Origin of the sequence: Haloarcula sp. R1-2, assembly GCF_011627385.1 — an archaeon.
In the GTDB taxonomy this organism is placed as follows: Archaea; Halobacteriota; Halobacteria; order Halobacteriales; family Haloarculaceae; genus Haloarcula; species Haloarcula marismortui.
In genome coordinates this window covers 268,437-282,738 of record NZ_JAANTG010000004.1, presented here as the reverse complement: position 1 = coordinate 282,738, position 14,302 = coordinate 268,437, and the positions used below count along the sequence as shown (strand labels likewise).

The window sequence follows — 14,302 nt, the reverse complement described above, 5'->3', positions numbered from 1 at the left end:
GTCGTATATGATTTATGAGACGCCAGCAAGCGGTGGAGGGCCAAACGGTAAGACCACGGGGGACGAGAGGTCCGCGTATGACACTGCGGGCACCACCGCTCTCTGCGATTCACGAGCGAGCAGACGCTTCGTTCACCGATTTCGGCGGGTGGGAGATGCCGGTCGAGTTCGAGTCGATCCGCATAGAACACGAGGCAGTTCGGAGCGAAGCCGGGAAGTTCGACGTTTCGCACATGGGACAGATAACCGTGGCCGGGCCGGACGCGGCGACGCTGACACAGCGGCTGACCACCAACGACGTGACCGTGCTGGACCCGGGCGAGGCCCAGTACGGGGCCATCACAGATGAGGACGGGATTATGCTGGACGACACCGTTGTCTACCGACTGCCGGAAGGCGCGGCCGATGAGTTCCTGTTTATCCCGAACGCCGGGCACGACGGAGAGATGACCGAGCGGTGGCTCTCTGAGCGAGATGAGCGTGGGCTTGACGCGACGGTGACGAACCGGACAGAGGAGTACGCGATGATTGCCGTCCAAGGGCCTGACGCGCCGGACCTGCTGTCGGCCGAGACAGATGTCTCGCTCACTGCCCTGTCTCGGTTCGAGGTGGCTGCCGGGGCTGTCGCCAGCGTAGACTCGCTAATCGCCCGGACGGGCTACACTGGCGAACCGGGCTTTGAAATCCTCTGTCCGCCCGACGACACCGAGGTGGTCTGGGACGCACTGGAGTGTCAACCCTGTGGGCTCGGCGCGCGCGACACCCTCCGTTTGGAAATGGGCTTCCTGCTCTCCGGCCAGGAGTTCCATCCGGTTGACGAGCCCAGAACGCCCTACGAGGCCGGTATCGGCTGGACAGTTAAGCTCGATACGGAGTTCGTCGGTCGGGACGCACTGGAAGGCGTCGCCGCGGATGGTCCCGAAGAGAAGCTCATCGGCATCGAGCTTGTCGACCGCGGCGTCCCGCGCCACGGGTACGACGTGACAACGCCGGACGGGGAGCCGGTCGGCCACATCACCAGCGGAACGATGAGTCCGACACTGGGAGCACCGATTGCCCTCGCCTACGTCCCGTCGGCGTACGCTGAACCGGACAACTCCGTCCGCGTCGTCGTCCGCGGTGAACCGAAGAAAGCACGTACCAGGAGCACGCCATTCCTCGATAGATGAGCTTCGACGTTCCCGACGACCTGCGATATCTGGAGTCACACGAATGGGTACGCGTCGCCGGTGACACTGCCGAGGTCGGCATCACGGCGTTCGCACAGGACGAACTCGGCGACGTGGTGTTCGTCGAACTGCCCGATGAAGGCACGGACCTGACTGCGGGCGAGGACTTCGGCGTGGTGGAGTCTATCAAGGCTGTGTCCGACGTGTACGCCCCCGTCTCCGGCACCGTCACAGCAGTCAACGACCGACTCCGCGACGAGCCGGAACTGCTGAACGAGGACCCGTTCGGCGACGGCTGGATGCTCACTGTCGAGGTTGACGACAAGAGCGAAACCGACGACCTGCTTTCACCCGACGCGTACCGCGATCAGATCGAGTAACCCCGGTAGCAGCGGTCCCTTGCAGGGGGTGAAAGGAGTAACCTAATGTGGACACGGTCGCTAGCTGTCGATATCATGTCACCCCGGCGCTACTGGGTGGTTCTCAAATGAGTAACAGTAACTCACATGCGACAGGCAGTCCGTACGCACCGCAGACGGCCGCAGAAACCGCGGCGATGCTCGATGTCGTCGGAGCCGACGACCTCGAGTCGCTGTTCGACGTTCCCGAGTCCGTGGCCTTCGACGGCGAGTTCGGCATCGACGCCCGGAGCGAGCGGGCGACGCGCCGGGAAGTCGCCGGTCTCCTGGGCCGCAACGCCGACCTCACGGAGTTCCTCGGCCGCGGCCACTACGACCACTACGTCCCGAGCGTGGTCGACGACCTCGCCGGCCGCTCGGAGTTCCTGACCTCCTATACGCAGTACCAGCCCGAGGTCGCACAGGGCTTTCTCCAGGCCCTCTTCGAGTTCCAGTCGATGCTGGTCGAACTCACGGGACTGGACGTCGCCAACTGCTCGATGTACGACGACGCGACGGCGCTGGGCGAGGCGGCGACGCTCTCCCAGCGCGTCCGCTCGGTGTCCGGCGACCGGATTCTGGTTCCTGAACACCTCCGGGAGGGCAAACGCGCCGTCCTGTCGAACTATGCCGAGGGACCAGACCTCACGGTCGAGTCCTACCCGATGACCGACGGCGTCGCCGACGTGCCGGCGCTGGCCGACGAGATCGGCGACGACACCGCGATGGTGTACGCCGAGTCGCCGACAGTCCGTGGCGTTATCGAAGAACGGCTCGGCGCAATCGGTGACCTTGCCCACGACCATGACGCGCTGTTCTGTCTCGGCTCGGATCCGATCGCGCTGTCCCTGCTGGAGCGCCCAGCCGATGTCGGAGCCGACGTGGTCGTCGGCGACGCCGCGTCGCTGGGGACTGGCACCGCCTACGGCTTCGGGCTGGGGATGTTCGTCACCCGCGAGGAGTATCTGCGGCAGGTCCCCGGTCGGCTGGTCGGGGCCAGCGAAGACGCAGCCGACCGTCGCGCGTACACGCTGACACTCCAGACGCGGGAGCAGCACATCCGCAAGGAACGGGCCACTTCGAACATCTGTACGAATCAGGCGTGGGTTGCGCTCCGAACCGCGATGCACGCCGCGTGGCTCGGTCCGGACGGGCTGGTCGATCTTGCTGAAGACTGCGTCACCCGCGCTCGTGACTTGGCCGACCGCCTCGACGATATTGTCGGGGTGACGGCCCCGATTCACGGCCGCCACCACTTCCGGGAGTTCCTCGCACACACGGACCAGCCCGCAAGCGCCATCGTTGCCGACCTCGCAGCCGATGGCTTCGCGGTCCACGCGGTCGACGACCACCTGGTGCAGGTGTGTGTGACCGAGACCACTACTGATGCCACAGACGAGTTCGTGGCGGCGTTCCGGGAGGTGGCGAAATGACACTCGCCTCGCGCTACTCGGCGAAACACCGTGGGACAAACCACGTCCCACGAGCTTCACGCTCGACACGGGGGTGTCTCGCGTGAAATACGATCAAGCGCGCTGGACCGACGACAGCGACGACCTGTACGAGCCGCTGCTCTCGGAGAAGACGAGCAAGACAGTCGACATCGAGGATTCGCCGCTGCCAGATGATCTGACGCGGGACAGCCTCTCACTACCGGACCCGGCCGAGCCTGAACTGGCCCGGCACTATACGCGCCTCTCGCAGATGAACTACGGCGTCGAGAGCGGGCCGTTCCCGCTCGGCTCGTGTACGATGAAGTACAACCCCTCCTTCACCGAGGACGTGGCTGCACGGGCGGACGCCGCCATCCACCCTGGCCGACCCGATTCGACGGTACAGGGGACGCTGGCGCTGTGTCACCGGCTCCAGGACTATCTGGGCCGCATCGGCGGCATGGACGCCGTAACGCTGCAGCCACCGGCCGGCGCGGCCGGTGAGTTCACCGGCATCCAGATCGCGAAGGCCTACCACGAACACAACGACGACGAGCGCTCGGAGGTCGTCATCCCGGACTCGGCGCACGGCACGAACTTCGCGACGGCGGCGATGGCTGGCTACGAGGTCGTTGAGCTCCCGAGCGGCGACGACGGCCGCGTCGACATCGAAGCGCTGGAGGCGGCTGTCGGCGACGACACCGCCGCGCTGATGCTCACGAACCCCAACACGCTTGGGCTGTTCGAGCGCGATATCGAGCACGTCGCCGACATCGTCCACGACGCCGGCGGCCTGCTGTACTACGACGGCGCGAACCTCAACGCCTTGCTTGGGCGCGCTCGCCCCGGCGACATGGGCTTCGACGTGATGCACTACAACGTCCACAAGACGTTCGCGACACCCCACGGCGGCGGTGGCCCCGGTGCCGGCCCGGTCGGCGTCCGCGAGGGACTGGCCCAGTTCCTCCCGAACCCACACGTCAGGGAACGTGGTGGCAACTACGAACACTACGAGCCGGCGAACTCGATCGGGAAGGTGCATGGCTTCTACGGCAACTGGCCGGTATTGCTCAAGACCTTTGCGTACATCGCCAGATTGGGCGACGAAGGCCTCCGAGACGCCAGCGCGAAGGCCGTGCTGAACGCGAACTACCTCGCTGAGCAGATAGAGTACGAGGTGCCATTTGGCCCGTTCCATCACGAGTTCGTCGCCAGCGCGGGCGAGCAGGACGCTGCTGACGCGGCCAAGCGGATGCTCGATTACGGCGTCCATCCGCCGACGACGAAGTGGCCCGAAATCGTCGACGAGGCGCTGATGACCGAGCCCACGGAAGGAGAAACCAAGCGCTCGCTGGACCAGCTCGCGGCCGCGTTCAACGCCGTGGCTGGTGATTCGGACGCCGAACTGGCCGATGCGCCGTCGCGTCCGGCGGCGAAACGCATCGATCAGGTGACCGCGGCCCGGAACCCACAGCTCTCCTGGCAGGCGCTTGACGACACGTAGCCGCTCGTTTCGACATTTGATACTCTCGCCAGAGCGTATATGCCACCCCGTCGTATAGCAGTTACAACGGAACGCTATGTCCGATATGCCGAATTTGTTGTACGTATGCCCTGCCGGCGAAGACGCGGACACAGCCATACCTGACGCACCGGTCTCAGTCACGGCAGTCGCCACCGTGAGGGACGCGCTGTCGGAACTGGCCGAGCACGGCTACGATGCCGTCGTCTGTGAACAGCACCTGTCAGGGTCAGAAACCGGGCTAGATGTGTTAGCGGCGATACGTGAGCAGTACGACGCGCTCCCGGTCGTTCTCTGTACGGCCGAGCCAGACGGGACGGTCGCCGCTCGCGCGACACGGCTTGATGTAACCGAGTACGTCCCTCGCAGCGAAGTGTCGCTGACAGATCGGGTGTACGACATCGTGACGCAGGGACGCGAACCGACAGGCCGGGACGACGAGAGCGACCCACCGGCGGCTCCCGATGACCGGCCGACGCGGCTCCCGCCGGAACTTGCAGACTCTTTTGATGCCATCGCCGGCAGTATCTCCGACGCCGTCGTCACCATCGACGCCGACAGCGAGGTCGTATACGCAAACGACGAGGCTGTCGAACTGACGGGCTACGACCGCAAGGAACTAGTTGGCGACGACTTCGCGAAAGTCATTCCCGAACATCTGCGAAGCGCTCACTTCGAGGGATTGGATCGATACCTTCGGACTGGCGACCGGAACGTCGACTGGGACTACCTCGAACTGCCGCTCGTGACCGCCGCCGGAGACCAGCTGACCGTCGCGGTGTCGTTCGGCGATTTCGAGCGAAACGGGCAGTGGTTCTGTACGGGCGTTCTCAGGGACATCTCCGACCGAAAGGAGCGCGAACGGGCCCTTGAAGAGACGAACCGGCGACTCGACCTGGCGCTGGACGGAACGGACACCGGCGTCTACGAGTGGAATCTAGAAACTGACGAGATGGTCTGGGACGAGGCGACCGCGGAACTCTTCGGGACGACACCGACGGCCTTCAAAGGCACCGCCTCGGCGTTCTACGAGTATATCCACCCCGACGACCGCCAGTCGCTCGAAGCGGCGTTCGAGCGGGTGTCTGAAAGCGATGAACGAGTCGACGCCGAGTTCCGTACCGACGTCGACGGGGAGACGCGGTGGCTCCGGACGCGCGGAGTCATCGAGGAACGCGACGCACAGGCTCCGCGTCTCGTCGCCATCGCCACGGATATCACAGCACGCAAGGAGCGCGAACGGACGCTGCGTGCCAACAACGACTCGCTACAGGAGCTGACACAGCTTGCTACCGGAAACGGACTCAGCGAGGCCGAGACCGTCGGTCGAGTCATCGAAATCGGGCTGGACCGACTCGACATGGCGTTTGGCTACCTGAGCCGTATCGAGGACGGAGTCCACGAAATCCAGACGGTCACTGGGAACACCCCTCTCGAATCCGGGACAGAGACGCCGCTTGCGGATACCTACTGCCAGCGAGTGCTCGACTCCGGTGACCTCTATGCGATTGCCGATGCCACCACCGAGGGGGGACACGCGGCGGACGTGTACCAGCAAAGCGGCATCGCGTGCTACGCCGGTGGCCTCATCACGGTCGCCGGCGAGCCATACGGAACGCTCTGTTTCGGGGACGAACAGGCCCGGTCGGAGTCGTTCTCCGATAGCGAGGAGGCGTTCATGAAACTGCTCGTTGAGTGGGTCAACCACGAACTCGAACGCCGCCACCGTGAGGACGAACTCGAACGGTACGAGAACATCATCGAGGCGGTCGACGACGGCGTGTACGCCCTCGACTCCGAAGGGTACTTCCAGTTCGTCAATCAGGCGATGACCGACCTGACGGGCTACTCCGAGGAAGAACTGCTTGGCTCGTACACCGGCTTCATCAAGAACGACGGCGTCGTCGAGCGCGCCGAATCCATCGTTCAGGAGATGATATTCGAGGACCGCGACGACGAGGAGACGTTCGAACTGGCGATCCAGCAGGCGTCGGGAGGGTCGTTCCCTGCGCAAGACCACATGACGCTACTGTACGACGACGACGAGCGATTCGCCGGGACCGCAGGCGTTATTCGGGATATCACGGAGCAGAAACGGCGTGACGAGGCGTTGTCCGGACTACTGGACACGACCCGGTCGCTCATGCAGGCACAGACGCCCCAGGAAGTCGCCGAAACGGTCATCGAGGCGACCCGGTCGGACCTCGGGTTCGACCACTCGCTTGTGCGGCTGTACGACGAGGAGACGGACACGCTCCGGCCAGCCGCTGCCAGCGACAAAGTCCCGGACCGGCCAGTATACAACGCCGACGAGGGGTTTCCCGGAGAAGCGTTCGAGCGCGGCGACCCGCTGGTCATCGACGAGTTCGACCGGGTCGACAACTACGACTCCGACGTTCTGTCGGCGACGATGTACCTCCCGATAGGTGACCACGGTGTCGTGAGTGTCGGTGCGCAACAGGGACACGAGTTCACCGAATCGGATGTCTCCGTCGGGAAGATTCTCGCGTCCAATGCAGCCGCCGCGTTCGACCGCGTCGAGCGCGAGCGGAGCCTGTTGCGGTACGAATCAGTGGTCGAAAATGTCCGTGATATGATGTACGTCCTCGACGACGAAGGCCGGTTCCAGCTGGTCACCGAACCGCTCGCGGAATGGCTCGGCTACGAGCGGGCGACGCTTCTGGGCCAGCACCCGCGCATTGTTCTCGATCAGGACGCGATTGATGAGTTTACATGTCGCATCGGTGACCTCTGTCAGCAGGGCGGAACCGGGGCGGTCCAGCTCGAAACGGCGCTGGAAACGGCACACGGAGAGCAGCGCCCGGCAGAGATCGAGGTGTCGCTGATCGACGCGGACCAGTTTCGTGGTACCGTCGGCGTCGTCCGGGACCTGACTGAACTCAAGCAGGCGCGGGCAGAGCTGGAAGACGAACGCGACCGGTTCTCGTACCTGTTTAACACGCTTCCAGACGCCGTCATCGAGACGGAGACAGTTGCGGATGAGTCGGTCGTCAGATCAGTCAACCCCGCGTTTTCCGACGTGTTCGGGTACGGTCAGGACACGGCCGTCGACAGTCCCCTATCCGACCTCCTCCGGCTGCCGGACACTACGAACGACGAACTACCCCAGTTTGACGATGGACAGGCAGACGGCGACCCTTTCCAGACTGAACTCCGACTGATGACCGAGACAGGGTTCCGTGACTTCCTCTTCCGGGGCGTGCCATACAGCCGGGACGGCGACAGCGTCCGCGGGTTCGGTATCTACACGGACATAACCGAACAGCGCGAGCGTGAGCGCCGGCTGAAACTGCTCAACCGGGTCCTGCGGCACAATCTCAGAAACGACCTGACCGTCGTCCTTGGCATGGCTGACGCGCTGGACGAGCGAATCGACGATGAGAATCATCGCTCCATTCTCCACAGGCTCCAGCGAAAGGCCGAAGAGATGGCGTCGCTGAGCGAGCGCGCACGCGATATGGAGCGGTCCGTGCGCCGCGACCAGTTTGGCACGGGCCCGGTCGAGGTGTCAGCGACTATCACGGATATCGTGTCATCGCATCGTGATAAGCACGCCGGCAAAATTGAAACACACCTCCCGGAGACGCCGGTTACGGCGGGTGACGGGCGGCTACATCGAATTCTGGGCGAACTCGTCGAAAACAGCCTCGAACACGGCGGCGATGACCCTTCGGTCCGCGTCGACGTCCAGGTGGACCGACAAACCGTCTCTATCACGGTCGCTGACGACGGGCCGGGGATTCCACAGCACGAACTCGATGTTGTGACGGGCGACGAACCAATAACGCAACTGCGCCACGGAACCGGACTCGGCCTGTGGCTGGTCGTCTGGGTGGCCGAAACCTACGGCGGCACGGTGGACTTCGGTAGCGGTTCGGACGGCGGGGCAGTCGTCACGCTGAAACTGCCCCGGATAGACGTCTAGATAGTGTCGCGGATCCGGTCGGCGAGCACGCTGTACTGCTCCGTGCCCGTCCCTTTCTGGACCACGGCAGTGACGCCGTGCTCTGTGGCGGCATCTGCGACATCGTCGTGCTCACGGGCCGTAAACAGCAGGAACGGGATGTCAACGCCGTTCTCCCGAAGCGCGGCACACAGCTCCATCCCGTCGAGCCGGGGCATCTTGTAGTCACTGACGACTGCGTCGAAATCGCCGTCAGTGGCCAGGTCCAGTGCCGCCTCTGGGTCGGCCTCCGTCGTTATTTCGAATCCGTCTTCCTGTCCCAGAAACGTCCCGACGATTTCTAGAACGTCTACGTCCTCGTCTACCAGTAGGACCTCGATACTCATCGATTCTATGTCTGTGGTTCCCCGATAAAAACTCTCGGTCACCGCATCGCATCTAGGTCGACCACGACTCGCTTGTCCACGGTAATCCACGTCGATAGCTTGGCAATGCCGGAAAGCCCCCGTGGTGACACGGTACAGCGGTCCGGTTCACCGGTGTACTCAACCACGGTCATCGACAGCTCGTGCGGGGCCTGCGCCTGTTCGGTGGTCGCGCTCCCTGCACCATCCGGGTCGAGATTCATCGGTAGTAGATATCTCTCGGGGAGAGTGTAAAACGGCTGCTAAGAGGTCTCTATACCGCTCCGGAGAGCTATGCCGCCTGCCCGGTGTCGACTTCGCCGTTGATACGAACGAACCCGTAGTCACACTCCGGGCAGTGCCACTTGACTTTGGTTCCCAGATGCATCGTCGTGCTCGCGACCTTCCAGAAATCGCGGTACTCTTCGCATTCAGGGCAGTAGTGTTCGAGTTCGAGGCTCATATCGAGTAGTTTCCGCGGGGGTACAGTTGAATTTCCCGGTTCCACTCGGGACGGCGAAGCAGGCAAACCACTCGAACCCCTGTCTTTCAGTATGACTCCGAGTGCGTACGAGCCGACCCATCCAACAGCACTGGCTGCCGATGCGGAGGCACCGCCGCCGTCGGCGACTGCAACGGCGACGTTCGGCATGGGCTGTTTCTGGGGCCCGGACGCGCGGTTCGGCGCGACATCAGGTGTGGTCAGGACCCGGGTCGGCTACGCTGGCGGAACGGAACCGGACCCGAGCTACTATTCGCTGGGCGACCACACCGAGGTTGTGCAGGTCGAGTACAACCCTGACACGGTGAGCTACGAAGCGCTGCTGGACGTGTTCTGGGCGAATCATGCACCGTTCTCTGCACCCCTGAAGCGCCAGTACCGCGGCGTGGTGTTGGCACACGACGACCAGCAGTGCGAGGCCGCCAAGCGGACACGAGACGACCTCGAATCGCGGACAGGGAAGACCGTTGAGACGGCCATCGAAACACTCGACCAGTTCTATCTGGCGGAAGACTACCATCAGAAGTACGAACTCCGCTCGACGCCAGTAGTCGCCGACGAACTCGAAGACACCTACGGCGACGCGTTCGTCGATTCGACGGCCGCCGCCCGGCTCAACGGCTTCGTCGCCGGCCACGGCGAGGACGACGAACGCGAGGCGCTGTTTGCCGAACTGGATATTTCACCGGCTGCGCTCTCGGAGGTCCGCCGCCGACTCTGAACGCGGTGCCGGCGGTCCACAGTCGCCACGAGGCTCGGTCGCCTATGCTTGCCACGGGACTCGGCCGCCCACGCTCCCAAAGGATTCGCCCACGGCTATAAGACGCTGGCAGTGTCAGATTTAGCTATGACTATCTATACCGGCCGCGGCGATCAGGGCCAGACAGACCTCCGGAACATGGAGCGGGTCTCGAAGGACAGCCGCCGCATCGAGGCGTACGGCACCGTCGACGAAGTGAACGCGCTGGTCGGCGTCGTCAGACCGACCGGTCACGACGACATCGACGAGAAGCTCCGCGTCGTCCAGAACCATCTCCACATCGTGCAGGCCGACTTCGCCAACCCCAGCCCAGAGGAGGGCGACCCGCGGATACAGGAGTCCCACGTCGAGACGCTGGAAGAACTCATCGACGAGGCCGACTCAGAGCTGGACCCGCTCGAATCGTTCATCCTCCCATCCGGGTCCGAACCCGGGGCGAAGCTCCACCACGCCCGCGCGGTCTGTCGCCGCGCAGAGCGCCGCTGTGTCTCCTTCGCCGCCGAGGAGGCTGGCGTCAATGAGACGGCTATCATCTACCTGAACCGGCTCTCTGACGCCCTGTTTACGCTTGCCCGCCTCGTCAACAAGCGTGAAGGCATCCGCGAGGAGAACCCCGAGTACTGACGACTACACCACTTTTGTCCGGCAGGTAGGTATCGGTGACTCGACGCCACGCCAGCGCCGGCGGTTCGCAATAGCAAAGTGACCGGCCCGGAAGGGTGAGGTATGAAAGCGACCGCGAAGGCACATCCGATTCAGGGGCTGGTCAAGTACCACGGGATGCGCGACGAGGAACTGCGACTGCCGTACCACGACAGCATCTCCGTCTGTACCGCGCCGAGCCACTCGAAGACGACGGCCGCCTTCGACCCGAACCGCGAGGAGGACGTGTACGTCATCGACGGCGAAACGGTCACCGGCCGCGGGGCCGAGCGTATCGACGCCGTCGTGGACCACGTCCGCGACCTCGCCGGCATCGACCACGGCGTCCGCTTCGAGTCGGCGAACAACTTCCCGACGAACATCGGCTTTGGATCGTCCTCATCCGGCTTTGCCGCCGCGGCGATGGCCCTTGTCGAGGCGGCCGGTCTCGACATGACGCGACCGGAAATCTCGACCGTCGCACGCCGCGGCTCCTCCTCGGCCGCCCGCGCAGTGACGGGTGCGTTCTCTCACCTCCGGACCGGCATGAACGACAGGGACTGCCGGAGCGAGCGCATCGAGACGGACCTCGAAGACGACCTGCGAATTGTCGCCGGGATGGTCCCATCCTACAAGGAAACCGAGGAAGCCCACAAGGAGGCCGCCGAGAGCCACATGTTCGAATCCCGGATGGCCCACATTCACAGCCAGATCTCGGATATGCGCGACGCGCTGTACGACGGCGATTTCGACGCTGTCTTCGACCTCGCCGAGAAAGACTCCCTGTCGCTGGCCGCCGCAACAATGACCGGCCCCGCCGGCTGGGTGTACTGGCAGCCCCGCACCATCGAGATATTCAACGCCGTCAGAGAACTCCGGAACACCGAGGACGTGCCGGTGTACTTCTCCGTCGACACCGGCGCGAGCGTCTACATCAATACGACTGAGGAGTACGTCGGCCGCGTCGAAGAGACGGTCGCCGACTGCGGCGTCGACACCCGCGTCTGGGATGTTGGCGGCCCCGCACAGATTCTCGACGAGGACAAGGCGCTGTTCTGAACTAGTCGACTGGCTGCCGGAGGCGGATCTCGACTTCGGTTCCTCCGAACCGGCTCTCCGACACCGAGATCGACCCATCCGACTCCCGGACGATCCACTGCGTGAGCCACAGCCCCGTACCCGTGCTGTGCGTGAGCGGTGTCTCCGTTCCAGTTGTGAGAACCGCCTGCTCCGTCTCAGGGAGCCCCGGCCCGTTGTCAGCTACTCGGAGCACGACGCGGTCACCTTCGACCGCCGGTTCGACTACCACGTCGACCTGAGGCGTGTCGGCATCATTGTGTTCCACTGCGTTGTCGAGGACGTTATCAAGCGCGTACGGCAGGAGTTCGTGACCGACGACATGGCCCTCGACCTGCAAGTCTTGTTGGAGTTCGATGGTCGTGTGCTCGGCTTGCAGGCGGCCGGCCCGGTCACAGAGCAATACACGTGGGTCGAAGGTTGTCTGTTCTGTCTCGTCGCTGTTTTGTAGTTTCTCAATCTGGTGGGCAGCCTCACTCAAACCACGGATATCCTCGATACGGTCCGCAATAATGTCGATATGCTCGCTCTCCCGTTCGTCGCTGAGTAGCTCCAGATGCCCGCGGATGACGGTCACGTCGTTGCGGATGTTGTGCCGAAACAGGCGGTTGAGGACCGTGAGTCGCTGCTCGCGTTGTTTTTGCTCCGAGATGTCGTGGACGAACAGCGATGCACCGTCCGTGCTCTCGCCGGTGAGTGGCGCACCCCACAGCCGCACGTCGAGCGATGACCCGTTGGCGTGCCGGTGACAGGATTCGACGCCGGTGAGCGATTCACCGTCGACAAGTGACGTCAGCAGCCTATCGAGCGTCTCCGGTGATTCGGCCAGCGTGTCGGCATACGGGCGCCCGACTACCTGACTCTCGTCCCAGCCAAACAGTCGCTCGGCACCGTCGTTCCAGAACTGAATCGACCTTTCAGCGTCCAGCACCACCACTGCGGCAGGTATTGACTGGACCATGGCTGAGAAGCGCTCCGTTAGCGACCCGACCGAATTCGCCAGTATTTCCACCTCCGTCTCGCGGTCGAGCCGAGCGTCCAGCAGCGCCAGTAGCTCAGACAGCAGCGTCCGAGACAGCGCCTCTCGCTCACGGACGGCGCCGTTCTGATACACGTCCAACAGCGCTTCGCGCGTTTCTGTGCGCCCTTCTTCAGCTAGCGATTGAAACAGCTCACCAACAAGTAACTCAGCGCCGTCGTCCATTTTAGGCTAGCCTAATCGGGGGAGTACATGAATATAAATGGAGCGATGGTCGCCGATTCGACTCTCTGCGGAGATAGGTCTATCAGCGTCTAGTTCCAACCGGGCAGTATGCGCGTCGCCGTCCTTGGAGCTGGATACGCCGGACTCACGCTCGCCAGAAAGCTCGAACAGACTCTCCCCGACAGCGTCTCACTGGTCGTCGTCGACGAACAGACGGAGCACCTCGTCCAGCACGAACTCCACCGGGTCGTCAGACGGCCGTCACTGGCCGAGGAAATTACCGTCGACCTCGATGACGTCCTCGACTGTGAGATTCGACAGGCAACGGTCACCGATGTTGACCCGGATGCCGGCGTGGCGACGCTGGACGGGTCGGAGACGCTGTCCTACGACGTGGGCGCGGTGTGTCTCGGCGCTCGGACGGCATTCTATGGGCTCCCGGGTGTGCGCGAGCACGCGACGCCACTGAAGCGCCTCGACGACGCCCACGTGATCCGCGAGCGGTTCCTCGAACTCGGTGACGGCGACCGGGTGGTCGTCGGCGGCGCTGGCCTGTCTGGCGTGCAGGTAGCCGGCGAACTGGCCGAGATGCGCGAGGACAGCGATATCGAGGTCCTCCTGCTCGAACAGGAAGACGCCGTCGCGCCGGCGTTCCCGGCGTCGTTCCAGTCGGCCGTCCACGACGCGCTGGTCGACGCCGGCGTGACAGTCAGGACCGGCACCGGTGTGGCCGAGGCCGATGCCGATGTCATTACGCTCACGGACGGCTCGGACCTGACGATGGACCAGTTCGTCTGGACCGGCGGTATCGAGGGGTCGCCGGCGCTTGACGCCGACCGACCCGTCGTCCGGGCGGACCTCCGACTCGGCGAGTCGACGTTCGCCGTCGGCGACGCCGCTCGGGTCGTCGACAGCGACGGCGAGGCTGTGCCAGCAAGCGCAGCGGCGGCCATCCGCGAGGCCCGCGTCGCCGCCGACAACATTGGAACACTCGTCGAGCGGTTACAGGGTAGCTCCGGCGAGTTCCAGCCCCGACTGACACAGTACCAGTTCAACGTGCCAGGGTGGCTCGTCTCGGTCGGCGACGACGCCGTGGCGAAGGTTGGTCCCTCTGTTCTCACCGGGCGGGCCGCGCTGGCGCTCAAGACAACTGTCGGCGCGGGCTATCTTGGAACGGTGGGTGCCGTCCAGAATGCCGTCGACCTCGTCAGCGAGGAATTGGATCTTACCGGCGAGGTAGAGAACGAGTAGAAATACTGCGACAAC

Annotated in this window: 13 protein-coding genes; 9 read left to right on the top strand and 4 right to left on the bottom strand. The window is 63.9% G+C overall.

Annotation, left to right across the window (positions count from 1 at the left end; all coding sequences use genetic code 11):
* Nucleotides 1–77: 77 nt before the first annotated feature.
* The 5 genes from gcvT (at nt 78) to G9C82_RS17540 (ending at nt 8,468) form a co-directional block, all read left to right on the top strand.
* A complete protein-coding gene (gene gcvT / locus G9C82_RS17560; protein ID WP_127014823.1) occupies nt 78–1,169 on the top strand; it encodes a glycine cleavage system aminomethyltransferase GcvT in 1,092 nt (363 codons plus the stop codon).
* Nucleotides 1,166–1,549, top strand: a complete 384-nt coding sequence (gene gcvH, locus G9C82_RS17555; RefSeq protein WP_127014822.1) for a glycine cleavage system protein GcvH — start codon at nt 1,166–1,168, stop codon at nt 1,547–1,549. Before gcvT ends, gcvH begins: the two co-directional genes overlap by 4 nt.
* Before the next feature lie 107 nt (nt 1,550–1,656).
* A complete protein-coding gene (gcvPA, locus tag G9C82_RS17550) occupies nt 1,657–3,000 on the top strand; it encodes an aminomethyl-transferring glycine dehydrogenase subunit GcvPA (RefSeq protein ID WP_127014821.1) in 1,344 nt (447 codons plus the stop codon).
* An 82-nt stretch (nt 3,001–3,082) separates the two neighbouring features.
* Nucleotides 3,083–4,504 carry an aminomethyl-transferring glycine dehydrogenase subunit GcvPB gene (gene gcvPB, locus G9C82_RS17545; protein ID WP_127014820.1) on the top strand — a complete coding sequence of 474 codons (1,422 nt, stop codon included), beginning with the start codon at nt 3,083–3,085 and terminating at the stop codon, nt 4,502–4,504.
* A 76-nt stretch (nt 4,505–4,580) separates the two neighbouring features.
* Nucleotides 4,581–8,468, top strand: coding sequence for a PAS domain S-box protein (locus tag G9C82_RS17540; protein ID WP_127014819.1), 3,888 nt, complete (start codon nt 4,581–4,583; stop codon nt 8,466–8,468).
* Here the strand turns inward: G9C82_RS17540 and G9C82_RS17535 are convergent.
* From G9C82_RS17535 to G9C82_RS17525, 3 genes are all read right to left on the bottom strand, one after another.
* Nucleotides 8,465–8,833 (bottom strand): response regulator, encoded by a 369-nt coding sequence (locus G9C82_RS17535; RefSeq protein WP_004957169.1) that lies wholly within the window; start codon nt 8,831–8,833, stop codon nt 8,465–8,467. The genes G9C82_RS17540 and G9C82_RS17535 overlap by 4 nt on opposite strands.
* Nucleotides 8,834–8,871: 38 nt before the next feature.
* Nucleotides 8,872–9,075 carry a hypothetical protein gene (locus G9C82_RS17530; protein ID WP_004957167.1) on the bottom strand — a complete coding sequence of 68 codons (204 nt, stop codon included), beginning with the start codon at nt 9,073–9,075 and terminating at the stop codon, nt 8,872–8,874.
* Between the two features lie 68 nt (nt 9,076–9,143).
* On the bottom strand, nt 9,144–9,314 hold the full coding sequence (locus G9C82_RS17525) for a hypothetical protein (RefSeq protein WP_004518162.1): 171 nt from the start codon (nt 9,312–9,314) through the stop codon (nt 9,144–9,146).
* 91 nt (nt 9,315–9,405) lie between these two features.
* Here G9C82_RS17525 and msrA point away from each other — a divergent pair, with 91 nt between their 5' ends.
* From msrA to mvaD, 3 genes are all read left to right on the top strand, one after another.
* A complete protein-coding gene (gene msrA / locus G9C82_RS17520; RefSeq protein WP_127014818.1) occupies nt 9,406–10,074 on the top strand; it encodes a peptide-methionine (S)-S-oxide reductase MsrA in 669 nt (222 codons plus the stop codon).
* A 126-nt stretch (nt 10,075–10,200) separates the two neighbouring features.
* Entirely contained in the window at nt 10,201–10,737 is a 537-nt protein-coding gene (locus G9C82_RS17515) for a cob(I)yrinic acid a,c-diamide adenosyltransferase (protein WP_004957159.1), read from the top strand.
* Nucleotides 10,738–10,839: 102 nt separating this feature from the next.
* Nucleotides 10,840–11,814 (top strand): phosphomevalonate decarboxylase MvaD, encoded by a 975-nt coding sequence (mvaD, locus tag G9C82_RS17510; protein ID WP_127014817.1) that lies wholly within the window; start codon nt 10,840–10,842, stop codon nt 11,812–11,814.
* 1 nt (nt 11,815) lies between these two features.
* On the opposite strand, the gene G9C82_RS17505 is transcribed toward mvaD, so the two are convergent.
* A complete protein-coding gene (locus G9C82_RS17505; RefSeq protein WP_127014816.1) occupies nt 11,816–13,036 on the bottom strand; it encodes a PAS domain-containing protein in 1,221 nt (406 codons plus the stop codon).
* 108 nt (nt 13,037–13,144) lie between these two features.
* On the opposite strand from G9C82_RS17505, the gene G9C82_RS17500 reads away from it, so the two are divergent.
* The gene (locus G9C82_RS17500; RefSeq protein WP_127014815.1) at nt 13,145–14,287 is read left to right on the top strand and encodes an NAD(P)/FAD-dependent oxidoreductase; all 1,143 of its coding nucleotides are present in this window, start codon (nt 13,145–13,147) and stop codon (nt 14,285–14,287) included.
* Nucleotides 14,288–14,302: the final 15 nt, after the last annotated feature.